General features: G+C 49.9%; 18 protein-coding genes. 11 read left to right on the top strand and 7 right to left on the bottom strand.

What is annotated here, in order from left to right; genetic code table 11:
• Nucleotides 1-74 precede the first annotated feature (74 nt).
• Nucleotides 75-1,760 carry a hypothetical protein gene (locus J7438_RS19860; protein ID WP_209277925.1) on the top strand — a complete coding sequence of 562 codons (1,686 nt, stop codon included), beginning with the start codon at nt 75-77 and terminating at the stop codon, nt 1,758-1,760.
• Between the two features lie 218 nt (nt 1,761-1,978).
• Entirely contained in the window at nt 1,979-4,882 is a 2,904-nt protein-coding gene (locus J7438_RS19855) for a hypothetical protein (RefSeq protein ID WP_209277924.1), read from the top strand.
• Between the two features lie 77 nt (nt 4,883-4,959).
• Here the strand turns inward: J7438_RS19855 and J7438_RS19850 are convergent, their stop codons facing one another.
• Both J7438_RS19850 and J7438_RS19845 read right to left on the bottom strand, forming a co-directional pair.
• Nucleotides 4,960-5,274 carry a DUF4286 family protein gene (locus tag J7438_RS19850; RefSeq protein ID WP_209203401.1) on the bottom strand — a complete coding sequence of 105 codons (315 nt, stop codon included), beginning with the start codon at nt 5,272-5,274 and terminating at the stop codon, nt 4,960-4,962.
• Nucleotides 5,275-5,345: 71 nt separating this feature from the next.
• Complete coding sequence (locus tag J7438_RS19845; RefSeq protein WP_209203402.1) at nt 5,346-5,984, bottom strand: O-methyltransferase; 639 nt, start codon at nt 5,982-5,984, stop codon at nt 5,346-5,348.
• A gap of 128 nt (nt 5,985-6,112) precedes the next feature.
• On the opposite strand from J7438_RS19845, the gene J7438_RS19840 reads away from it, so the two are divergent.
• The gene (locus J7438_RS19840) at nt 6,113-6,391 is read left to right on the top strand and encodes an Rdx family protein (RefSeq protein WP_209203403.1); all 279 of its coding nucleotides are present in this window, start codon (nt 6,113-6,115) and stop codon (nt 6,389-6,391) included.
• Between the two features lie 50 nt (nt 6,392-6,441).
• On the opposite strand, the gene J7438_RS19835 is transcribed toward J7438_RS19840, so the two are convergent.
• Genes J7438_RS19835 through J7438_RS19825 form a run of 3 tightly spaced genes read right to left on the bottom strand, consistent with a single transcriptional unit; the run spans nt 6,442 to nt 8,007 of the window.
• Nucleotides 6,442-7,107 (bottom strand): TIGR04211 family SH3 domain-containing protein, encoded by a 666-nt coding sequence (locus J7438_RS19835; protein ID WP_209203404.1) that lies wholly within the window; start codon nt 7,105-7,107, stop codon nt 6,442-6,444.
• A gap of 24 nt (nt 7,108-7,131) precedes the next feature.
• Entirely contained in the window at nt 7,132-7,431 is a 300-nt protein-coding gene (locus tag J7438_RS19830; RefSeq protein WP_209203405.1) for a YciI family protein, read from the bottom strand.
• A complete protein-coding gene (locus J7438_RS19825; protein ID WP_101747779.1) occupies nt 7,432-8,007 on the bottom strand; it encodes a septation protein A in 576 nt (191 codons plus the stop codon). It lies immediately after the preceding gene.
• Nucleotides 8,008-8,144: 137 nt separating this feature from the next.
• Between J7438_RS19825 and J7438_RS19820 the strand changes: the two genes are divergently transcribed.
• From J7438_RS19820 to scpB, 7 genes are all read left to right on the top strand, one after another.
• A complete protein-coding gene (locus J7438_RS19820) occupies nt 8,145-9,035 on the top strand; it encodes a PHP domain-containing protein (RefSeq protein WP_209203406.1) in 891 nt (296 codons plus the stop codon).
• Nucleotides 9,036-9,122: 87 nt separating this feature from the next.
• The gene (locus tag J7438_RS19815) at nt 9,123-10,472 is read left to right on the top strand and encodes a hypothetical protein (RefSeq protein ID WP_209277923.1); all 1,350 of its coding nucleotides are present in this window, start codon (nt 9,123-9,125) and stop codon (nt 10,470-10,472) included.
• 410 nt (nt 10,473-10,882) lie between these two features.
• Nucleotides 10,883-11,509, top strand: a complete 627-nt coding sequence (locus J7438_RS19810; protein ID WP_209203408.1) for an L-threonylcarbamoyladenylate synthase — start codon at nt 10,883-10,885, stop codon at nt 11,507-11,509.
• A 635-nt stretch (nt 11,510-12,144) separates the two neighbouring features.
• Nucleotides 12,145-13,680: a MutS-related protein gene (locus J7438_RS19805; protein ID WP_286196739.1), complete on the top strand. Its 1,536-nt coding sequence runs from the start codon at nt 12,145-12,147 to the stop codon at nt 13,678-13,680.
• Between the two features lie 183 nt (nt 13,681-13,863).
• Nucleotides 13,864-15,078: a tryptophan--tRNA ligase gene (locus J7438_RS19800; RefSeq protein ID WP_209277921.1), complete on the top strand. Its 1,215-nt coding sequence runs from the start codon at nt 13,864-13,866 to the stop codon at nt 15,076-15,078.
• A 294-nt stretch (nt 15,079-15,372) separates the two neighbouring features.
• A complete protein-coding gene (locus J7438_RS19795; RefSeq protein WP_209277920.1) occupies nt 15,373-16,242 on the top strand; it encodes a segregation and condensation protein A in 870 nt (289 codons plus the stop codon).
• A 14-nt stretch (nt 16,243-16,256) separates the two neighbouring features.
• Entirely contained in the window at nt 16,257-17,141 is an 885-nt protein-coding gene (scpB, locus tag J7438_RS19790) for an SMC-Scp complex subunit ScpB (protein ID WP_209277919.1), read from the top strand.
• Here scpB and J7438_RS19785 read toward each other — a convergent pair.
• On the bottom strand, nt 17,138-18,301 hold the full coding sequence (locus J7438_RS19785) for a hypothetical protein (RefSeq protein ID WP_209277918.1): 1,164 nt from the start codon (nt 18,299-18,301) through the stop codon (nt 17,138-17,140). The two genes, scpB and J7438_RS19785, sit on opposite strands and share 4 nt — an antisense overlap.
• Nucleotides 18,302-18,325: 24 nt before the next feature.
• On the bottom strand, nt 18,326-21,982 hold the full coding sequence (locus J7438_RS19780; RefSeq protein WP_209277917.1) for a hypothetical protein: 3,657 nt from the start codon (nt 21,980-21,982) through the stop codon (nt 18,326-18,328).
• 135 nt (nt 21,983-22,117) lie between these two features.
• Here J7438_RS19780 and rluB point away from each other — a divergent pair, with 135 nt between their 5' ends.
• A complete protein-coding gene (rluB, locus tag J7438_RS19775; RefSeq protein ID WP_209277916.1) occupies nt 22,118-22,999 on the top strand; it encodes a 23S rRNA pseudouridine(2605) synthase RluB in 882 nt (293 codons plus the stop codon).
• Nucleotides 23,000-23,335 lie beyond the last annotated feature (336 nt).

Here is a 23,335-nt window from a genome sequence, read left to right as displayed (position 1 = left end):
GCAACCCTTTCCCCATTTATCTGTCTATATTGTCTGAGGCTTCATGAAACGCTGGATTCACTGAGGAAGTACAGATGGCAATAACAAGATGGCTGATTTTCACTCTCCTTTGCGGGATAACCGGACTCGCCGCCGCTTATCCTGAAGCTGACCAACAGGGCGCTGTATTTAAAGGGCTGCAGGATGTCCATACCATCGCAGAGATGCAGGGAATCAACCCCCGGGATACAACAGTGCGATGGGAAATCGGCGACAATAATCTGCAGGAGTGGCTGCTCGCTCCCTGGAACAAACAGAAAGTGGACGAAGCCCTTGCCACTTACCAACAGCAGTACGGCTCCATCACCCAAACGGCTGCCAGAGTGGTCATTGGCGCTATCAGCAATAATTTTGATGCCTCTGGCCATCTGATTACCGAAGCTGAACGCCAGCAGCTTTTAGACCGGATTCAGCAGACTCAATACCTTCAGGGCTTTCATCCCGGAGCCCGGGCCATAACCATCGCTGATGCTGATGCACAGTTTTTCCCCAGTGATGTATTTTTTACCAATAATCTGGCTCAGGCTTCCAATGTTGCCGCTAACCAGAAATCATCCAGTACGCTTATTCTGAGAAACACCCCGGTCTTTGTGCTTGGTCAGTTAACGACTATTGACTCAGTCGGCCTGGAGTCAGCCGAAGATAGCTGGGTAGCCCTGTGGCGTCCGGAGTTTGGCCTTAAATTCACCAAGGCAAGGCATATCGCCTTTGTCGATGACTCTCTGGCTGGTGAACTTCCCGTTTCATCCCGGGATCCTGATCACCAACTGAAACTGACCGTCACCAGCCGGGTCAGAAGTCAGGACCTGAACCAGCGGTTGCCTTTAGGCACCCCGGTATACAGCCTCAGTGGCAGGTACTTTTTCGCTGCGCGAAACCATCAACCTCCGGCATCCCGGCAGATAGAATCGTCAGAGTTACGGCTTTATTCTGCCCAACTGTCCCCTGTGGAATTATCGGTTGATCCTGCGGGAAAACTGGATAACCAGGTTTTAAAAGTACCACTTCCCCTGAGTTACCAGAACTATCTGAACCAGCTGAGTAATACCCTGTTAAAATACCCGTCAGAATATGTTGCGCCGGAACACAACGAGAACCGTTACTTTGCCTTTGGCGAAGGAACCATTGGCCCTGACGGCGAAAGGGGAATGGACGCTTCCACTTTCGTCCTGAAGCTCATTCAGCCCTTTGGTAAATGGCTTCCCAGGTATTCCGTTCACCAGGTTGAAGAAGGCATCAAAAACCGTCTGATCAAGACCACTCAAAATGCATCCCCGGAGGAAAACTATCAGGCCATGCTCAATCACTGTCAGGTGGGTCATTTCGTCTCGGTGGGTCGTGGCAGTAATATGGCCTGTCTGGGCAGTATTACCCTGGATCAGCTGGGACAGCTCAGTGATCAAGCCTATGCGGATGCAGTAACTACCGGAGGGATGACAGTTCAGGACCGTATTCCACTGCTGGCACTCAGTACCGTCGGACTGACAACCATAGAGGATGTTATGATCAATAAACCGGCAGGTTCTATGGAATTCCAGGCAACCGGTGAAACGCTGCCGCTGTATCTGGCGGTAAAAACATCAATGGCCGTCTGGTATATCACTGGCAAGGCGGCGGTCTACCCCGTCTTTAAATCGGGCTATCTGAGCAGCTTTATCCGCGATGGCAGATCACTGACATTTTACCGTTATTTTGAGCCTGTAGGAGCGCCCCCCCAGTGATTGAGCTTCAGGGCACAAACTTTATGCAGAGAACCGATAGGAAGGCGCATTCCTGCCTTCCTGTTGTCTCATTCGGCTGATACATCACATTCCAATGAGTTTGATGAATACTATCTCCGTTCACCCTGAGCGGAATCTGGACTTCATTGATAGAAGGAAACCATCAATGGAACCTATTAATTGTTTTGAGGTCAAATTCCGGAATTTCCATTCCATGCGTGAAAGGTTTCATTCTGAGAGCAACAGCACCACCTTTCTACCCTTCGGGATCAGTTGATCGACGAGCTGCTTCAAGCGGGACTCCTCACCGCTCCCGAAGTGCATTTAACGGTAAACGAGTATCAAACCATCAGTCTCAGAGAAGTACGGCACCTCTCCATGTCGATAGTAAATGCGTTGAAGATGCCTTTTGGGATAAACAACCATTACAGGGACGTCAAGTCACCACGGCTGTTGTGCTTAACGCCTATGGGAACGATACAACGTCCCTTCGACCTGGCTTCTTCCTGCAAAAACTGTGCTTGCAGAATATTCTCCATGGCAATAGAAAAGTTACCCCGGATCAGGTTATTCAAGAATTCAACCGTAAGCCGGATCGAAATAATAAGTGCAAATTAGCCTTGGCGCGCTTTATGCAGCACTGTCTCCACAGGGGCATGCCGGTGAAGGGCCAGAACGTCACGCCGGATATGGTGGTTAAGTATTTCCCGGATAGTCCGGAAGGCAAACTGGGGTTAGCAAGGTTCAAAGAAGAATGTTGCCTGAATCGCCTGCCGTTAAATGGCCAGCAGGTCACGACGGAAGCGGTGTTCAGGAATTATCAGGCCGCCGGGGCAACACTGGAGCTGGTACGCTTCAAATCGGAATGTTGCCTGAGGGAGTTGTCGTTGCATGGTCGGCGGATCACCCCGGAGGCAGTGGTTAGAGGTTGTCAGGCTGCCATGGCAACACTGGAGCTGGCGCGCTTTAAGGAACAATGTTGCCTGAGGGGTCTGCTGTTGAATGGCAAGCAAGTCACACCGGATGCCGTGGTTAAGGATTATCAGACCGCCAACGCAACACTGGATCTGGCACGCTTCAAGCAAAAATGTTGCCTGAAGGGCCTGGCGCTGAATGGACAACCGGTCACACCGGACGAGGTCGTTCAGAGTTACCCGGATAGTCCGGAAGGCAGGCTGGGGATAGCGCGCTTCATAGCGGAGTGTTGCCTGCAGAAGCTGCCACTGAATGGTTGGGAAGTCACAACAGATATGGTGGCCAGGAATTATCATGCAGCCAATGCAACACTGGAGCTTGCTCACTTTAAGCAACACTGTTGCCTGATGCGGCTGCCGTTGAATGGTCAGCTGGTCATACCGGATGCGGTGGTTAAGGCTTTCCCGGACAGCCGGGAAGGCCAACTTGGCAAGGCGCGCTTTAAAGCAGAATGTTGCCTGAAGCGACTGGTGTTGAATGGCCAGTTCGTCAACCCGGATGAGGTGTTAAGGGGGTTTCAGGCAGTCAATGCAACACTGGAGCAGGGACGCTTCAAAGCGGAATGTTGCCTGAAGGGCCTGACGTTGAACGGCCAGCAGGTCTCACCGGATGCTGTGGTCAGGGATTATCAGGCAGCCAGGGCAACACTGGAGCTGGCACGCTTTACAGCGGAATGTTGCGTGAGGGGCCTGACATTGAATGGCCAGCCCGTCGCACCGGATGCAGTGGTTAAGAATTATCAGGCAGCCAGGGCTACACTGGAGCTGGCGCGCTTTAAGCAACAATGTTGCCTGAAGGGCCTGGCGTTAAATGGCCAGCCGGTCACCCCGGATGAGGTGGTCAGGGATTTCCCGGATAGTCCGGAAGGCAAACTGGGAATAGCGCGCTTTAAGCAATACTGTTACCTGAGGGGCATGGCATTGAATGGTCAGCAGGTTACATCGAATGAGGTGGTCAGGGGTTATCTGTCAGTCAGGGCAACACTGGAGCTGGCACGCTTTAAGGAACAATGCTGCCTGAAGGGGCTGCTATTAAATGGCCAGCAGGTTACCCCGAAAGAGGTGGTTAAGGGGTTTCAGGCAGCCAGAGCGACACTGGAGCTGGCGCGCTTTAAAGCGGAATGTTGCCTGAGAGGCATGCCATTGGGCGGCCAACAGGTCTCAACGAAAGCGGTGGTCTCTGCTTATCAGGCAGTTTCAGCAGTACTGGAGCTGGCGCGCTTCAAAGAGGAATGTTGTCTGAGGGGCCTGACATTAAATGGCAAGCTGGTTACAACGGACGAAGTGGCCAGGGGGTTCCCGGACAGCCCCGAGGGCAAACTGAGATTAGTGCGCTTTAAGGAAGAATGTTGCCTGAGGGGCCTGACCTTGAATGGTCAGCAGGTCTCACCGGATGCGGTAGTTAAGGATTATCAGGTAACCGGGGCTGTGCTGGAGCTGGCGCGCTTCAAAGCGCAATGCTGCCTGAAGGGCGTGCTGTTGAATGGCCAGCCGGTCATACCGGATGCGGTGGTTAAGGCTTGTGAATGCGGCGGCTGGTTACTTCAAAAAGCCATTTTTTATGCTCAGCTGGCATTGAATGGCAGAGAATTGGACAGCGCCTGTCCGGATGACCAGGAAGTATTAACAGCGTTTAATGAAGTACCCGGTAATCATTCTTCAAGGCAAACCAGGTATCTGATGCTAAGGCTGCAACAATCTCAGCGGAACCATGAAACCGGTGAAGCCCGGAGTTTGCTGCAAGAGGCCTGGCAAATCCTGAACAGCGTATCGGTCAAAGGTGAAGAGGAACTACGACTGGAATGTGTATTGACATTCATGGCTATGTATTATGAGCTGCCAATCAATCACCAGAGAGTGTCAGCAGAGCAGGTATTGCAATCCATCAAAACCCTGAGAAGTTCAGTTCAGACTTTACGTCTGCATTTCTTCTTCATGGCACACTGCTGCATCACGAAACAACCTGTAGATGGACAGGAAATCCATGAGGAACAGGTTCTGGAGTGTCTGCAGAGTTTTTCTGAAGGCAGCAAGATGTCCCATGCTTTAGGCTGCTGGTTTCAGTCTGGCCCCGAAGCCAATGTCATGGATGAGTTACTGTTGCTTCGGGAAAATTCCATAGCCCTCGACAGTGATTGGCAGCTGTGAGATGAGTTCTGATGCCAGGCTTTTTCAGGCTCTCAGGTAACTGGCTTGCTTTGAAGAATGATCCCCGGTTGTGATGATCAGGCGTTCTCCTTTAATACACGACGATATGCTGTGAACTGATGACCAAACGTGTCAATGCCTTCCTGGCGAAGTGCAGGAGCAAGGTGTGCCAGGTAGTGATCCAGCGCACCCTGCCCAGACACTCGATAGCGAATGGAAAAACCCGTTGAATAAGGTCTTGCTGTCAGCTGATCATCTACCGTCAGCTTCAGTATTTCCGCACTGTGAAACCCTTCGGCCTTCAGCACGGCATCAACATGTGGCGTTAGCCAGGCCCTGAATTCATCCACAATATCATTATCCACCAGACAATTGACTTCATAGATAATCATGAACGCCCCCTTTTTAAATACCCATTGGCCAGTAATGGATAATAGTGGATAAATGGCAGAAAGGCAGAAGTTCAGACTTTTCGCACAATATTTAAACCATGCCGGATGGGCAGCAGCACACTCTCAAGGTTTGGGTGCTGATAAATGTAACGATTCAGATCGGCAATCACCTGATCACGCTCCTCCTGAGGGTCAAGCACCTTCCCTTTCCAGAGGGCATCATCAATAACCACAAGCCCGTGAGGGTTCAGCATGGGCAGTACCAGTTCCAGATAATCGCGGTACTTCTTCTTGTCTGCATCAAGAAACACCAGGTCCAGTTTTTCCGCTGTTAATTCCGGGATGGTATCCAGCGCCCTGCCAAAGAGCACTTTGACTTTATGTCCATGGGGAGAGCGGTCAAAAAACTCCTGTCCAATGGCGATGGACCGTGGGTTGGTTTCACAGGCATACACCACGCCATCATCGGGCAAACCTTCTGCCATGGATAGCGCTGCGTAGCCGGTAAACATACCAATTTCCAGCACAGTTTTACTGCGGCTGATCTTAACCAGCATTTTCAGGGTCTGCCCTACCAGCCGACCGGAGAGGTTAACGGGGTAACGGGTTCTGTCCACCGTGGCCTGAGCCAGCTCGGCCAGAAGCGGAGACTCACCGGACGTCATCGTCTGGCAATAGTTTTCAATTGCTGGATCAACCATCCAATCCATGCACTGTACCTTTCTTGATAAAAGAACCTTGATAAAAGAATCTTGATAAAAAGGGCACTCTCCATGAAGATGAGGCCACAACTTATAAAGCGTTGAAAAATCAGCGGCGAATTTTAAGCGAGGGAGCCATGACAGAAAAGCCCGTTATTGAGATAGAGTACTGCAGTCAATGCCAATGGCTGTTACGTTCTGCCTGGCTGGCACAGGAGCTGCTAAGTACCTTTAGTACTGATATAGGGGAAGTTCGGTTAAAGCCGGGAACAGGGGGCATCTTTATTATAAAGCTGAATGGCGAAGAGATCTGGGAACGGAAAAAGAATGGCGGTTTTCCTCAACCCAAGGAAATTAAACAGAAAGTCAGGGACGTGATTGCCCCTGAAAGAGATCTTGGCCACAACGACCGTTGAGGGAGGTCAGATTCATTCTAACCTCACCTCTATGAACCCTGAGATAAACCCTAAACCCAGGCGCTCTCTTTCTTGCGGATTTTCAACATCGGCAGGAACAAACCAAGCAGAATACCCAGCAATATTGTGCCACCACCAAAGAGATACCAGCGCAGGCTGGTGTCTCTTAGCAGCTGACGATTTTCCGCCTGCAGCACCTGCAACTGGTTTTTCAGCCGTTCGTTTTCCTCAACCAGCTGCTGGTTACGACGATCTATCGCCAGGGGCTCAGCAGAAATATCCTGAAGTCGTTTCAGCTCCACCTGCTGGCGATCCAGTTTATTCTCCGCCTTGCTGAGCTCGGAGGTGACCTCTTGCAGCTGACCATCCCGTTCCATCAGGCGTATTTCCAGCGCTTTATTGTCAGCAGCCATTTTACTGGCCCGATCCAGGGCCGCGGGTAACTGGCGAAAAGCCGGTGGGTTGGTCATCAGATATTGTGTCGGTACATAACCTTCCTGATCACCGTGTTTCACTTTACTGAAGCCCTTGCCGGAATTTTCTTCCAGCAATACCAGTGAAGTACCGGTCTTCAGTCCACGGTGCAGAATCCGGTATTCATTACCGGGCCCGGTGCGCATGGGCACATAGGTAATATCAGTGATATATCGTGTCTCTGCACAGACCTGTCCGATCCATAACAACCCGAACAGAACAGCCAGCCAATGTTTTTGCATTTTCACAGGTATCAGCATCTCAAATCACGGCAGAACTTTTTTAAATGGCTTAACGATAACCTGTCGATAAACGCCAGCCTCAATATAGGGATCTGCATCTGCCCAGGCCTGGGCTTCGGTTAAACTGGCAAATTCGGCAACCACCAGACTGCCGGTAAAACCAGCCTCTCCCGGATCATTGCTGTCTATGGCAGGACAGGGACCAGCCAGCACCAGCTGCCCTTTGTCCTTTAATTGCTGAAGCCGCTCAAGGTGTGCGGGGCGCGCCTTCATCCGCAATGGCAGGCTATTATCGACATCTTCACTGAAAATAGCGTAGAGCATTTATTTCTCCTCAGTCTGAATATGTTTTGAAATCACCAGAAACTGACCAATCACAAACAGGAATGTTAAAATAAGGCTGCCGAACACTTTAAAGTCCACCCAGATATCGTGGAAGGTAAATGCCACAAAGAGGTTGGCCGCCCCCAGAAGAATAAAAAATATCACCCAGCTGATGTTCATCTTGAGCCAGATATTGTCCGGCAGTGTCAGGGCGTGTCCCATCATCCGTTCCAGCAGGGTCTTTTCACCAATAAACTGACTGCCCAGAAAAGCAACCGCAAAGATCCAGTTGACGATTGGGGTTTTCCACTTCAAAAAAGCTTCATCGTGAAACGTCAGTGTCATGCCCCCAAACAGCATAACCGCCGCGAGAGTAACCACATGGCTTTTCTCCAGCGCACGGTTTTTCAGATACAGGCTGCCGTACACCAGAATGGAAGCAACCATCAACACCAGAGTTGCGCTGAACGGTCCACCCAGTTCAAAGTCATTTGCCCCCAGACTGACCGTTCTCGGGTCCATTTTATAGACGACAAAGAAAAGAATCAGAGGAATAAAGTCAATTATTTGCTTCATATTTGGCCAATCAGAGTAGAATAGGAGGCACCAACTTATCACCACGTTAGTGAATAACGGTCAGGGAGTTTGAGCCTGCTGGCAATAAGTAGTTAACTACATAATAAACTAATTGAATTTCAGGGTAAGAGGCAATTTTGATTTCCATTGATTTACACAGCCACACCACCGCTTCCGATGGAACTCTTGACCCAGTTGAACTCTACCTGCGGGCTCAGGAACGACAGGTCCATACTCTGGCCATTACCGATCATGACACTGTTGCTGCCCACTACTTCCTCAGAGACCACCAACCTGAAGGGGATGTTCGATTAATCACCGGCATTGAACTCTCCACTACCTGGTCCGGCGCAGAAATTCATATTGTCGGTTTGAATTTCTCCCTCGATCACCAGGATCTGGAGCTGATCATAAAAACCCAGGGCGAATCCCGCAGAAAACGCTCACATCATATAGCCGAACGGCTGGCCCGTCGTTTGCCAGAATGGAATGCCGATCAGATTTTCCGAAACGTCCTTGAGGTTGCGGTTGAACAACAGCAAAACAGCCATTATGGCTTTATGCTGAAACCGGACGACGTGCAGATTGGGCGGCCACACTTTGCCCGCTGGCTGATCAGTGAAGCACGATGCCATGATATGGATACTGCGTTTCGCAAGTACCTCGACAACAGCAAAATTGGCAACCTTAAAGCCTTCTGGCCTAAGATGAGTCAGGGCGTTGCCTGGATTCGGGCACTGGGAGGAACGGCCGTTCTTGCCCACCCCGGAAAATACCGGATGACCGCCACCAAACTCCGGGCTCTGATCAAAGACTTTACCCTGGCAGGCGGGCACGCCATGGAGGTTCAGGGCTCTAACCACCCACATAGTCAGGTAGAGCAAATGGCACGCTATTGCCGGGAGTTTAACCTGATGGCATCACAGGGCAGTGATTTTCATAACCCGGACTATCCATGGGTTGATATTGGTCGATTGCCTCCTTCTCTCCCTGAAAGTCTGACACCGGTCTGGGCCATCTGGCAATAGGGCCTGCTGCGCCAAATCATTGTTCATTGGAACCAACAGGTTGTGCTGTGGTCTACGGTATTTTAAGCACAATGAAATATGGTAATTATGGATAAAATCAACAATGCCGCTGTTGCAGAAAAAGCTGTTTACCCTCCCCCGGAACAGCCAACCGGAGAGGCTGGGGCTGCATTTGCAGGCCATGACGTCAATATTACGAATCGGTCCGCTCCACCCCCTTATTCAGTGGTCGACCCGGAACCACCGCCTGCTTATACTCCGGTTTGCGTTGACATTACTGAGCGCCTGTGCGCAACCTCAATCAACGACGCTCCTCCTGCGTCCCTGGAGGAGTGCTTCTTTGCCCTTGAGCAAGCCTACAACACTAATTTTGAATATCTGGCAAATACCCTGAGCCTTTGCAGGGACTACAGTAGTGCAAGTGTTATCAATCCATTCTGGTGTATCCTGAATGAAGTTATTAACAAAACTCTGCCGCCAAATAACAATAATAAAAACCTGAAGCTATTGGCTGAAAGGTTATGGACATTTGTCCTGGATGCCTATAATACGCTGTCAGGCCACTCATATCGAAAACTCAGTCAGTTGACCGTCGTAGCCAGCATGTACTTCCTCGAAGAACATTTCAAGAGCCAGTATCCGATGCCAATCACCAGGGATGATAAGGTGAAACCGGAGAGCGTGGCAGGTGCTTCAAGCGACGATGAAAGTTTGTTGCCTGCCATGGTCAGAAGAGAGTTTTTCTGCAAGTTGTATTCAGCCATGCACAAGTGCAACAGGGCTGATGCCCTGGACTATTTAGACGAGTTTGTGGCAACAAACCCGTCAGGGTTAAAGAAGGATCTGGACCATCAGCAACCGGTTACCGTCAACCTGAAGTTTTCCGGACTACGGTACGAAGATATTCCTGGTACGACCCTATCGAAAAAATATACGCCCAAGCTTGAGGAGTTTAGTCGAGCATATAAGATCGATCTTGCCCGTTTAGTGGAGGTAATAGGTCAAACACGGCCAGCATGCTCCGCGAGCAAGGACATTTTGGGTGAATCCATGAAACAGGTTGCTCGTGAAACGCTTAACAAAAGTTTTCATCCAAAAAGCTTCTTCGCAGACCAGTCAGAACTCTTCCGGGATCGAAATTCGAGGTGTATTTTGACATTGATGGACTATTGTCAACGTCAGGTTTTCAATGCCGCCCGTAATTCAGCAAGACCTGAAGCACCTGAAATTGGCGAAAAATGTAATGTTGCACGTCGGCCCGCTCACGAATCATCCGCAAGCAGCCAGCGGGACATTCAGCAGGTGCTGGATAAACTCCTTGAACTGCTGGTAGTGGCCGAAAAAATAAAACTCTACCCCCATGAAAAGGATCCCGAAGTATTACAACATATAAAAACTTTTTTTGAAGCAGCAGCCGCAAACAATGGTTGGGGGTGAATACATAAGTTTAAGCGCCCATGAGCGGATTTCTGATGTTTTCCAGTAAATAAAAAACTATGTCATGGAGAAAAAAATCTTTTCCTCTGTGCCTGACATTATTACGGGGCAATTCCCAAGTACGACATGCTACGAGAACAGCAGTCTATTTTCGGACAACCTGTCGGGCACTTCTTTCCTATTGACCTGAGTGTTATGATGCGCCACCGCTTTCGCGCAACCACCACAGTGCTCTTTCGCTGAAGCATTACTCTTTAGGCTGAAGGCTATTTGCTTAACTAAAGGCTATTTCCTTAGCTAAAGGCTTCATTCCTTCATCACTCTGAGTTATGGCCGACAAACTTTTGTGTTTGTCACCCCAACACCCCGGGCCATAGGCAGAGTGAATAACCCTGATGCTGACGATTGCCATGAGCCAGTTCTTTCAGATTCACCCCGACAACCCACAACTGCGTTTGGTCCGTCAGGCTGTCGATATTATTCGCGATGGTGGTGTGATCGCCTACCCTACCGACTCAGCCTATGCCCTGGGTTGTCACATTGGCGATAAAAAGGCGGTTGAGCGCATCCGGAAAATACGCAGGCTGGATGAAAAGCATAATTTTACCCTGGTCTGCAGAGACCTCTCCGAACTGGCGACCTATGCCCAGGTGAATAATACGCAATATCGAATGCTGAAAAATCACACACCGGGCCCCTATACCTTTATTCTGAAAGGGTCCAGGGAAGTACCCCGACGGTTGATGCACCCGAAGAGGAAGACCATCGGCATACGTGTGCCTGAGGGTGCCATTGTGCAGTCGCTGCTCAGCGAACTGGGCTGCCCCATTATGAGCTCAACACTCCACTTGCCTGGTGACGAGTTCCCCATGATGGATCCTTACGATATCCGCATGACTCTGGAACCCCAGCTGGACCTGATTATTGATGGCGGATTCTGTGGCATGGAGCCGACGACGGTGGTCAGCCTGATGGAAGATGTCCCGGAACTTCTCAGGGTCGGCAAAGGTAATCCTGAGCCTTTTATGATTGATTAGTTTTTCTTGCGGTAAAGTAAGAATCAGCTGTTAGTTCACACAACTATCCATGACATGCCATGATATGGAATTAACAGCAAAAACTATGTTTCTACTATTCAGAAAAATCGTCTAGGATTGTAAGTCTGATTCCAAAGCCTGAATCCCACGCTGCATCCAACAATCAAGAATTAATCAGTGAATAGCCGAAATCAATCAATTAACAAAGCATTTATCAAACCATGCCAATATCAGCAGTCAAAAAACCGGAAACCAAAAGATACCAAAATAAATTATTCATAATAATCTTTGGATTTCTTATACACCCTTTAGATATTCAGGCTGGACTTGGTATAAAAAACACCTATCAAACATCACAGCAACACTTTTCTCAAGCCTACCCGGACTCTAATGAAAAAATTGAATCAAAAGAAGTTAAAGGTGAACTTCCTGATATTATTCTCACACCCGGAGAAAAAAGAAAAATCGTATTAAAATCACTCACCCAACACACCGTCGACCAGGCCAGTTCAACAAACAAAATTCTGACACATTACGCCGTTAAAGACCTGGATTTATTAAATGGATCAACGCAGTCACCCGACCACAGCATTCTGAAAAGCCTTGGAACCCCGATTACCGTATCCGGAGAAATCATGTTAGCCAATATGCTGATTACTCCAACAACCGATATCAACGTACTGAAAAAAAGACAATCCACCATACAATACCTGATCGATCATCCAATAATCATGGCCAGGCTGGAGAATCATTTACAACGGTTCTCCACCAATGAGGATGGCATCATTTCTCTGCTTGACCCCTCCGATACTGTCTATAAAGGACTTTTCCAGAGCCTGGATGCTACCACTCAATTTGGTATGAACCCGAAGACCAGCAATGAAAAAGAAGCCTCCCGTCGTTTTATTGAAAGCCTGAATTTACTGGGTCTCGGGTTTATGCCTACCTACCTTTATTACAATTCATCACATCCATTGCATCTGGTCAGCGGCCTGACACTTTATGGCCTGACACTTTATCTGACACAACGAAGTGCCAAAAGAGAGAAAAATTATTACACCTACGTAATGGAACGTAGCAGACGCCCGGGTCTTGCCTTATTTGAAGCCAGAAAACTCTGGATGACACTTGAGAACCATCCACCGCTTCATGAAGTGTTGTTATCCTACCCGGAGCTTTCAAGGCTGGATTACTCGAAAGAATTCCGTGAAATACTCACGCTATTGAAAGAGCCCCCTGAAAGCCCTGTCCGTTCCACCTGGCAATACTACACCTCTCATATGGGGTGCTACCACATGGCATTAGAACTTATGCAGAAGCACAAAAGTTCTATGTTATACATCCTCAAGGCAGTGGGTGAAGTGGATGCCTGGCTGACCATTGCCAAACTGGTAAGCCAGGGTCAGCAAAGAGAAAGCAACCCAATTACCTTGGCAAAATACATTCCGGAACACGCTTCACCCTACTTGAGACTCGACCGATTCTGGAATCCACATTTATCACCAGCAGTAGCCGTGCCAAACAGTATTGAAATAGGCGCGCAATTACCGTTGAACACCATCATTACAGGCCCTAATGCCGCCGGAAAATCAACCAATATGGAAGGCATTGCCATTGCCGTCCTGCTGGCACAGACCTTTGGAATTGCACCAGCGCACCATATTGAAATAACCCCGTTTTCACTGATCCATACCCATATGGATATCAGCTCAGAGGTTGCTGCCGGGCTGTCAACATTCAAGGCAGAATCGGTGAGAGCTATTGAACTGATGGAGCATATTGAAAACATGGCAGAGTATCAGTTCAGCCTGACACTGATGGATGAGATTTTCAGCAGTACCAATCCGATAGAAGGTGAGGCTGGCACTTATGGCTATCTGAAAATCATTTCCAACAACCGGAACTGCATTAATATCTGCACAACCCACTACCCCAGACCCACATTGCTGGCTGATGAATACCCCGGAATATTCCAGAACATGCATGTTCACGCAGACATCACCAGCGACGGCAGACTGGTTTATGACTACCTTTTAAAGTCCGGTTTTTCTGAACAGCATATTGCCATCAAGATTCTTGAAGATGAGGGCATTCAATCAGAATTTCTTGATATCGCCACTGACATCATCAAATATCCAGAACGATACCCTCTTCAGAACCGGAGGCACTAACCAAACGCTTTATCAATGTCTTGTTCAGGGGAGCATCCCGTCTTTTGAAACTGGCAAAAAGATCAATCATATTATTGGCCACTAAAGCCAGTAATGCGCGGCAGGTAATACTGTCCTGCCCCTCTTTCCCCTGGATTAAAACTATCGTACCCTGTCCTCTCAGGACTAATTTGGGAGAGCCCTTTGAGCGCTGTAGACCCTCAGTCGCGTGTTTTATCTGGCATGCGACCCACTGGCCGATTGCATCTTGGCCATTATCACGGTGTTTTAAAAAACTGGCTGGCACTGCAACACGAATACGACTGTTTTTTCTTTGTGGCAGACTGGCATGCATTGACCACTCACTATGAAGATACCCAGCACCTTCAGCAACACATGCTGGATATGGTCACTGACTGGCTGGCCGTTGGTGTGAACCCTGGCTCTTCCACCATTTTTATTCAGTCCCGGGTACCGGAGCATGCCGAACTTCACCTGCTGCTTTCCATGATGACACCGCTGTCATGGCTGGAACGGGTTCCAACGTACAAAGACCAGCAGGAAAAACTCAGAGAGAAAGATCTTTCTACCTATGGTTTTCTGGGATATCCCCTCCTGCAAAGTGCTGACATTCTGGCCTATCGGGCAGGCAGTGTGCCCGTGGGTGCGGATCAGGAAGCCCATGTGGAGATTACCCGGGAAATTGCCCGCCGTTTTAACCATCTCTATGGCCGTGAACCCGGTTTTGAACAAAATGCCGAAATGGCCATCCGGAAAATGGGCAGAAAGCAGGGTGAAATATACCGGAAGCTGCGCAAAACCTATCTGGAAAAAGGCGATGAACAAGCCCTGGAAACAGCCAGGGCCCTGCTGAAAGAACAGAACAATATTACCCTGGGTGACCAGGAACGCCTCTTCGGTTATCTGGAAGGCACCGGCAAGGTTATTCTGCCAGAGCCACAGGCATTGCTGACACCGCAAGCCAGAACGCCCGGGCTGGACGGACAGAAAATGTCCAAGTCCTGCAACAACACCATCAGTCTCAGAGAGAGTGCTGACGAGGTGGACACCAAGATCCGGAAAATGCCCACGGACCCGGCCCGTATTCGCCGGAATGATCCGGGTGATCCCATAAAATGCCCGGTATGGCAATTTCACCGGCTCTATTCTGACCAGCAACGTCAGGACTGGGTACACAGTGGCTGTACCAGTGCCAGCATCGGTTGCCTGGACTGCAAAAAACCGGTTATAGAAGCGATCCAGGCCGAGCTGGAACCGATACGGATTGAAGCCCTGGAACTGGAAAATAATCAGGATGTGGTCAAGAGCATTATTACCGAAGGGTGTGAGAAAGCCCGCGATGAAGCCCAGGACACCCTGAAGGAAGTCCGGGATGCCATGGGACTGCATTATCGCTAGTAGGCTGACCGAGAATAGACTGCCCTACTGCGGTGGCAGCAAATTGGTCTAAAAAGTCGGAAATTTTTAGCAAATAGAACCACTATTCACTAAAAATTTCCGACTTTTTATCCTCAATTTTCTGCCATCCTCGCTACGGGCGCTATTCTCGGTCAGCCTCCTAGGAGGCTGACCGAGAATTGGTACAGTTCCTCTCTGGACAGACACCACCTCTGGCAGGCATGATGGAACTGATCAGCAAATAAGCCATCTAACCTCCCAGGAGGTACCGGCCCAGCAAGAGGTGAACTGCCCATGACCACGACGGAAGCCGTGGCCGAACAACCAGCACAAACGTCAGCCCCATCGGAAGCAGAATCCGTTGCACCTGAAGCTCCTCATATAAGAGCGGAAAAATCGCTGGCACTGGTAAAGGGTCAACCATTCACTAAACTGCCTGACGATCTCTACATTCCACCGGATGCCCTGGAAGTCTTTCTGGAAGCCTTTGAAGGCCCGCTGGATCTTCTGCTCTACCTGATCAAGCGCAATAACATGGATATCCTCGATATCCAGGTGGCCCAGATCACCCATCAGTACATGGAATACGTCAAACTGATGGAAAGTTCCCAGTTTGAGCTGGCGGCAGAATATCTGGTGATGGCCGCAACGCTGGCGGAAATCAAATCCCGAATGCTGTTGCCACGAACCGCAGAGGCTGAAGAGGAAGAAGACGACCCCCGTGCTGAGCTGGTCAGGCGACTGCAGGAGTATGAGCGCTTTAAGAAAGCAGCCGAAGACCTGGATGACCTGCCCAGAATGGGCCGGGATAACTGGCCAGCCAAAGTTCAGCCTCCTGAGTTTGAGCGGGTTCAGATACATCCGGATGTTGATCTTCAGGATATTCTGGTCGCCCTGAGCGAAGTCATGCGTCGGGCTGATATGTTTGAGCACCACCATGTGGCGGAAGAAGCACTGTCCGTTCGAGAGCGGATGAGCGAGGTGCTTGCCATGCTCTCCCCTGAACGCTTCACCCCCTTTGTGGCACTCTATCGGGTCAGTGAAGGCCGGCTGGGCGTGGTGGTCACCTTTATGGCCATTATGGAACTGATCAAGGAATCCCTGATCGAGCTGGTACAAAGCGAACCCTTTGGACCAATTCATGTGAAGGCCCGGGTTGAATAACATGGAACATATCAATGAGCGAAAAGCCTGATCTCTCACTGATTCTGGAAGCAGCGATCATGGCCAGCAGTCGTCCACTGACGATTGAACAGCTGGCGGCCCTCTTTCCGGAAGACAATCGCCCTGATGGCAATGAAATCCGTGCAGCCCTGGTCAAAGTATCTGACGCCTGCGAGGGCCGGGCCTTTGAACTGAAGCAGGTAGCGTCCGGCTTCCGCTTCCAGGTTCGTCAGGCCATGGCTCCCTGGATAGGTGGCCTGTGGGACGAAAAACCTCAGCGCTATACCCGTGCCCTTTTGGAAACCCTGGCCCTGATCGCCTATCGTCAGCCCATTACCCGGGGAGAAATTGAAGAGATTCGTGGCGTCAGTGTCAGCAGTAATATCATACGCACCCTGCAGGAGCGGGAGTGGGTTCGCGTTGTTGGCCACCGGGATGTTCCCGGCAGACCCGCCATGTTTGCCACCACCCGGCAATTCCTGGATTACTTCAACCTGCAGAACCTGAATGAACTGCCGCCACTGTCGGAAATCCGGGACCTGGAAGAAATCGCCAAGGCTCTGGAAATCCCGGAAGAGATTGCTGAAGCACTGGCAGCAGCAGGCGGTACGTTAGAACAGCCGGAGCTGGCAGACCAGGAGGTCATCAAAGAGCGTTCGGCCCAGGAGCTGTTCGATGAACTGGATGCCATGGAAGCCGAATTGCCCACTGGCTTTAATGACTTGATCAAGAAGCAGAAAATACCGGCCCTGCAACTGGAAGAAGATACCGAACAACAGAGTTCTGAACTCACTGAAGATAATTTAACCACACCTTCAGAAAACCAGACGTCTGGTGAGCAATCCTCTGAAGAAGCCATTTCTTCTCAGTCTGAAGATCCCGATAAAACCTTTCATTAATCAACGACACTCTTGAAGTATTCTTCCAGAGTGTCTTCTGGAATAGCCCCACCAACCTCAACCAGCGCCTGAAATACCGGTTGAAAATAAGCATCCAATTCACGGGCAAGGTGGTTCCAGTCTTTATTTTCATCGCCATCAAGAAGGTAAGTGAAATCGGGTAATTCTTCGCCATCAAAAAGCAAATCCGGAGATGGTGAGACTAATAGATTTTCCTGATAAAACGAGAAGGAAAGTATTGGCTTATGGACTTCTTTGCTCATATCTGTGCAAAGGCGGTGGCGGTGGCGTAGCATCGTTACATCACACCCCCCCAGATAACTATCAATTTTATCAAGCCCTTCGCCAAGACCAGACATAACACCTGTATTAACCATACCGTTGATAAGATCATCGAACTTTATTGGAACCATTCCACGGGTATTGAGATCGGGTATGTAAGTGTCGAAGGGGTTAACTTTACATTTTTCAAGTAATCTGCAATTCGTTTTCTGCCACGACTCGAGTCTACAGGCAATTGTATGCAATTCTTCCAGTCTGGCTGTTGTGAAAGAGTCAGCTATCGTTTGACCAAGTTCTTTCCTGACACTTTCAACGGCCTTATCTTTACCGCCCTTCCCCGCAGAAAACAATGACGCCAGTTTATTCAAGCTTGATGTCAGAGACTCCTCCAGAATCAGCTCACCTCCACCATAAACGCAGCCCCCTACAGCACCTTCAGCGGAATCCGCCTCCTTTACCAGAAGCAGGCTCTCTAAAGTTTGCTCCAACCCCATGAGGCCGCCAGGTTCTGAACCAGGACCTGAACTGAGGGAGGATAAGGGTGAAGCATCGTCATCAGAACTCTCATCATCTGAGCCAATCGTAAATCTCACAGCCGATGGATTATCAGTTCCACTTCCACCCAATGGTGGATTCATATAATTATGGGCGGGCAAAACAGGACTTGCAGCTCGAGCACCAACGGCCAGACTGTGTTGAAGGTCTTCAGTGGCACGACTCCGAAAAATACCGCCCGCATGTTGAGCATTCGCTGGCAAGGCAGAATCATTCTGGTCATAGCTGTTGCTTTGTGGTCCGTTAACAGAGTATGCCAATCCGGTATTTGCATTTAGCGGAGTCATAAATAAACCTTCTAATGATAGATATTTACTCCCCATAGACCACTTGCTTTCTCAATAGGTTCACCAGTCACTGGAATAATCTGGAAACGGTGTACGCCTTGCCCGATCAAGGGGATTATGCCAATGCCCGGGACCAGAACGGTTCACTACTGCATTATGCGGTACGGGAAGGTCAGAGTAATATTGTCGAAGTCCAGACGAATCAGGGTGCATCATCGCAAGCAGTGATTTGACAAATTCCTTCTTCTTGATTTGGTAATCATTAACTGGCTGAAAGGCCGATAGCCAGCCATTTACTCTGCGTTCAAAACCCTTACGCCACACATGGCTGAGCAATTTCATGTGAAGATTCTGAGTCAATGCATATAGGCGTTGCGGCTCTTCCTGCAGCTGGTAGGTCCGGTCGTCAGTTTTTTCGGGGTTTCCTTGCGAGTACAGTGCAATAAACTGCCTGGCTTTATTCAGGGTAAGCAAAGAGCGTATCAGCAAACCATAAATACGCTCACCGGTGTTTTGGGGGGTGTTAAAAAGAATGGTTCGAGGCAGGGCTAATGCCGCTCCTTTTTGCAACTGCTCAGTCAGCGAATCGAGGTTATCGGTGAAAAATTTCAGCGTATCGTTCAACAATCTGGTTTCTTCAGCAAACGACAAACACCACACCAACTTCTCTACGCCGGGAACATGAACGGCCAGTCGAGCCGCATTTTGATAGCCTACTCTGTCGTCCACGCTGACCTGCAGCCCCATTGCCCTGGCACCCAGATCACCGTCTGTCAGATGAATATTGAAAGCTTTTGGCAGTTTAATCGTCGGACATCCCGGGACTGGCCCGATGATGACACTTTTGGGGATTTCTGAATCCCTGTCGACATTCAATGCCCGCAGCTGTCCAAACAGGGCTCTGGCAGGCTCTTCTGCGGTGCAGATAAGGTCTATGTCGTTGAATGATGAGCAGCGGTTTTGTAAGTAACGCGCATAGGAACCGGTAATCAGGATGGGGGGAGAGGGATAAGCGTCATTGATTACCTGAATAATCTCCAGTGTTCTCAGCGTTAGCGCATTTAACTGCGGAACCTGATGATCCGGAAAACCCGCTCTGCCTGTAGTGAACGTATTTTCTGCTTTTTCTGCTTCACACCAGTATTCACGGGGCGGGTAAGAGAATGGATGTTCCCTGCCGGAATTGGCCACGGATGCTTCTACCGCTTTTTCTCTTCGACCAGGGTATTCTAAATTCGGGATCGCGTTGGGCAGTGGGCCTCTATAGCCATATCCGGCGTTATTGACACAGTTGGCTGAATATCTGTTTTCATGACCAAAGCCAGACCAGAAGTTATCTGTGGTCTGTCTATACGATTCAGGTCTGTACGATACCGGGCACTCTCTACGAACGGCAACAGAAGCCGCATGCTGACTGGCTGAGGCTGAGTATCTGTACCGACTATCACAGGCGACAGCATTTTCCCGATTAAACAGAAACTTATTCACTGTACCTGTTTCGTAGAGGCACTGTTCAAGGCCACGCCCTAAAGCATGGCGCAGTTTACTTCCTTCAGGAAAACCCTTAAGGCATTCCAACACCTGATGTCTTTGGATTCTTCGTCCATAAACAGGCTGTCCAGTGATATAGCAGTGTTTCAGGAAAAAGAAATAGATGCGCGAATTCTGAAATGAGGGCCTCAGTGTCTGGATGGATTGCAATACCTGTTCTGCGGACAATCTCTGATGATTAATGGTCAATCCATTCTGCATAGCCATGAATATCAATATACACCGCAATCGTTGTTGCTTATCTTTGATCAATATGCTGTCCAGAAGTTGCCAGGCCTTTTGGATGACATCCTGAGCATCATTGCTTTCATCGTATCGCTGAGGTTGTTGCAACCTGTGCATCAGGTATTCAACCTGCCTTGAGGCATGATTTCCGGGGGCTTCATTAAACGCTTCCAGTACTTTCAGGTTATCCAGATAGCGGCCATTCAATTCTCTGGCATTCAATGCCAACCGGGAATAAAAAATCGCTCTTTCGAGCAACCACCCTCCCCGTTCATAATCCTTAACCACGGCATCCGGTGTGACCTGCCGACCATTCAATCGCAGCCCCCTCAGGCAACATTCTGCTTTGAAGCGCCCTAGCTCCAGAGTTGCCCTGGCTGCCTTATAATCCCTGACCACGATGTCCGGTGTGACCTGCTGACCCTTAACTATCAGGTTCCTCAGGCAACATTCCGCTTTGAAACGTGCCAGCTCAAGCATTGCATTGGCTGACTGATAATCCTCAATCACCTCATCAGGGGTAACAAGTCGGCCATTCAACACCGTGCCCTTCAGGCAACACAGTTCCTTAAAGCGCGCTCTTCCGAGCTTGCCACCTGTATCATTATCCGGGAAACACTTAAACACAGCATCTGGCCTGACCGGCTGGCCATTTAACGCCAACCCCCTCAGCCAACACTGCTCCATAAAGTGCGCCAGCCCCAGTGCTGATTTAGTGGCCCGGTAACCGTGAACCACCGTAGCCGGTGAAACCTGCTGGCCATTCAACGGCAGCCCTCTCAGGCAACATTCCTCTTTGAAGTGCGCAATTCCCCGTTTGCCTTCCGGACTACCCGGGTAATCCTCCACCACCTCTTCCGGCGTGACCCGCCGGCCATACAACAGCAGGTCCCTGAGGCAACATTCCGTTTTGAAGCGCGCCAGTTCCAATCTTGCCCCGACTGCCTGATAGCCCTTAACCACTTCCTCCGTTGTGATCTGTCGGCCATTCAATGGCAGGCGTTTCAGGCAACATTCTGCTTTGAAGCGCGCGATCCCCAGCCGACCTTTCGGATTATCCGGGAAATCCTTCACCACCGCATCCGGTGAGACCGGCTGGCCATTCAACGCCAGCCCTCTCATGCAACACTCCTCTTTGAAGCGCGCTATCCCCAGTTTGCCTTCCGGGCTATCCGGGAAATCCTTCACTACCGCATCCGGTGTGACCGGCTGACCATTTAACATCAGGCCCTTCAGGCAGCATTCCGCCTTAAAGCGCGCTATCCCCAGTTTGCCTTGCTGACTATCCGGAAAATCGTTGACCACCATATCCGGTGTGACCGCCTGGCCAGCCAACGGCAGCCCCTTCAGGCAGCATTCCGACTTAAAACGTGCCAGCTCCAGTGTTGCTTTAATGTCCTGATAACCCTTAACTACCTCATCCGGTGTGACCTGCCGACCATTTAACGCCAGTCCATTCAGGCAGCATTCCGACTTAAAGCGCGCTATCGCTATTTGGTACTTATTGTTTTGATCCGGTTTCCGGTTGAATTCCTGAATAACCTGATCCGGAGTCACTTTTTTATTGTCATACAGAATGTTCTGCAGACAAAGTTTGAGCAGGAAGAAGCCACTTCTAAGAGACGATCTATCATTTCCGTAGGCTGCAAGCACACCAGCCGGAGTGATTCGATGTCCATATAATGTTTTTCTCCCCCAGAAGTCATCCTCAGTACACTTGCCGTAATCCTGGGTGGCAGTGGCCATTCGATGAGAGTGATAGTTTGCGACCCTTTTACCGTTAAATGTATTTCCGGGGTGTTCTGGAATCCCGCTGAAACCGGCTCTCTGGTCAACCCGGACAGCAGACTGTGCATGGTAGTAGGTTGGTAATATTGTTTTCAGAATAAACCCCTGCTGGCTGAGGCTATAAACACCGCCGTTTGACCATAAAATGATCATCAGGTTCCATTCCTTTTCTTTTTTCACCTGTTTACTCTATTTCACTGCGGCTCAACCGGATTGTTTGTACCCGAACCTCCCGTTATACTGCGTGCCCTCTTGTTAAATTCCGGGCGGAGACCCCGCCGATATCCCATGACCACAGAAACTACACTCCCTCCGCAGGGCGAAAAATTGCAAAAGATCCTGGCGGGCGCAGGCCTTGGCTCACGCCGTGAGATGGAGCGCTGGATCACTGAAGGACGCATCAGTGTCAACGGTGTCAAAGCCAGCCTGGGCGACCGTGCAGGCCTGGCCGACGTTATTGCCGTAGACGGCCGGGTTATTAAGCTGGACGCTTACGCCTCTGGTATTCGCCGTGTCATCGCTTATAACAAACCTGAAGGCGAAATCTGCAGCCGTTCCGACAAAGAAGGCCGTCCAACGGTATTTGATAAACTCCCTAAACTGAAGGGCGAGCGCTGGATCTCCATCGGCCGCCTGGACCTCAATACCTCCGGTCTGCTGCTGTTTACCAACGATGGTGAACTGGCCAGCCGCCTGATGCACCCCTCCCACTCCATTGAACGGGAGTACGCCGTGCGGGTCATGGGTGATATTACCCAGCAGAAAGTGAAAAACCTGTTTGAAGGTGTCGAGCTGGAAGACGGCATGGCTCGTTTTACCGATATTGTGGACTCCGGCGGTACTGGCATTAACCATTGGTTTCACGTCTGTATTCTTGAAGGGCGAAACCGTGAAGTCCGTCGTCTCTGGGAATCCCAGGATCTGAAAGTCAGCCGTTTGAAGCGGGTCCGTTTTGGCAGCATGATTATTCCTGATCACCTGCGTCAGGGGCAGTTCCAGGAGCTGGAAAAACAGGATATCGACGCACTTGCCGCACTGGTGGACCTGTCACCCGCACCCGCCTTCCACAAAAAGCCGCAGGATCGGCTGAAAAAGAATGAAGTGCAGGCCAGGAAAATCAAAGGCAGCACCAAACGTTTCAGCCCTCATCCGAAAAAGCGTTCCCGCTAACCTGAGTTCTCAGGATAGACATTCAGGAATTCTTCATAATGGAAAAATCCACCCGGCCCTCTCTCAGCGCTTGATGAGGGGGCTGGCGGTTGGCTTCTGATATCCACCTGGCACAGCCTGTCCGTATCATTTTTGCAGTAACAACCAGAAAAAGTGAACTTCATCAATCAGTTGTGATCCTTAATACATTACTCACAGCCGTAAAATGATGATATGAATGCAACACCACTGAGCAATCTCCCTGCACACATTATTGGTACGAGTGTAAGCGAAACGATGCAATGTCCGGATACTGACGCTAACGGCCCAGTGCCAGAAAATCTTATACACCACGAT

Origin of the sequence: Thalassotalea sp. G20_0 (assembly GCF_017744175.1) — a bacterium.
Lineage (GTDB): Bacteria > Pseudomonadota > Gammaproteobacteria > Pseudomonadales > Endozoicomonadaceae > Endozoicomonas.
The sequence above is the reverse complement of the archived record's forward strand: the minus strand, read 5'-3'. Positions and strand labels throughout refer to the sequence as shown.

Coding starts and splice junctions, on each gene's coding strand:
- J7438_RS19860 (WP_209277925.1), top strand. CDS start 75: ATGGCAATAACAAGATGGCTGATTTTCACTCTCCTTTGCGGGATAACC.
- J7438_RS19850 (WP_209203401.1), bottom strand. CDS start 5,274: ATGATTATCTATGAAGTCAATTGTCTGGTGGATAATGATATTGTGGAT.
- J7438_RS19845 (WP_209203402.1), bottom strand. CDS start 5,984: ATGGATTGGATGGTTGATCCAGCAATTGAAAACTATTGCCAGACGATG.
- J7438_RS19840 (WP_209203403.1), top strand. CDS start 6,113: ATGACAGAAAAGCCCGTTATTGAGATAGAGTACTGCAGTCAATGCCAA.
- J7438_RS19835 (WP_209203404.1), bottom strand. CDS start 7,107: ATGCAAAAACATTGGCTGGCTGTTCTGTTCGGGTTGTTATGGATCGGA.
- J7438_RS19830 (WP_209203405.1), bottom strand. CDS start 7,431: ATGCTCTACGCTATTTTCAGTGAAGATGTCGATAATAGCCTGCCATTG.
- J7438_RS19825 (WP_101747779.1), bottom strand. CDS start 8,007: ATGAAGCAAATAATTGACTTTATTCCTCTGATTCTTTTCTTTGTCGTC.
- J7438_RS19815 (WP_209277923.1), top strand. CDS start 9,123: ATGGATAAAATCAACAATGCCGCTGTTGCAGAAAAAGCTGTTTACCCT.
- J7438_RS19810 (WP_209203408.1), top strand. CDS start 10,883: ATGAGCCAGTTCTTTCAGATTCACCCCGACAACCCACAACTGCGTTTG.
- J7438_RS19805 (WP_286196739.1), top strand. CDS start 12,145: ATGTTAGCCAATATGCTGATTACTCCAACAACCGATATCAACGTACTG.
- J7438_RS19795 (WP_209277920.1), top strand. CDS start 15,373: ATGACCACGACGGAAGCCGTGGCCGAACAACCAGCACAAACGTCAGCC.
- scpB (WP_209277919.1), top strand. CDS start 16,257: ATGAGCGAAAAGCCTGATCTCTCACTGATTCTGGAAGCAGCGATCATG.
- J7438_RS19785 (WP_209277918.1), bottom strand. CDS start 18,301: ATGGGGAGTAAATATCTATCATTAGAAGGTTTATTTATGACTCCGCTA.
- J7438_RS19780 (WP_209277917.1), bottom strand. CDS start 21,982: ATGATCATTTTATGGTCAAACGGCGGTGTTTATAGCCTCAGCCAGCAG.
- rluB (WP_209277916.1), top strand. CDS start 22,118: ATGACCACAGAAACTACACTCCCTCCGCAGGGCGAAAAATTGCAAAAG.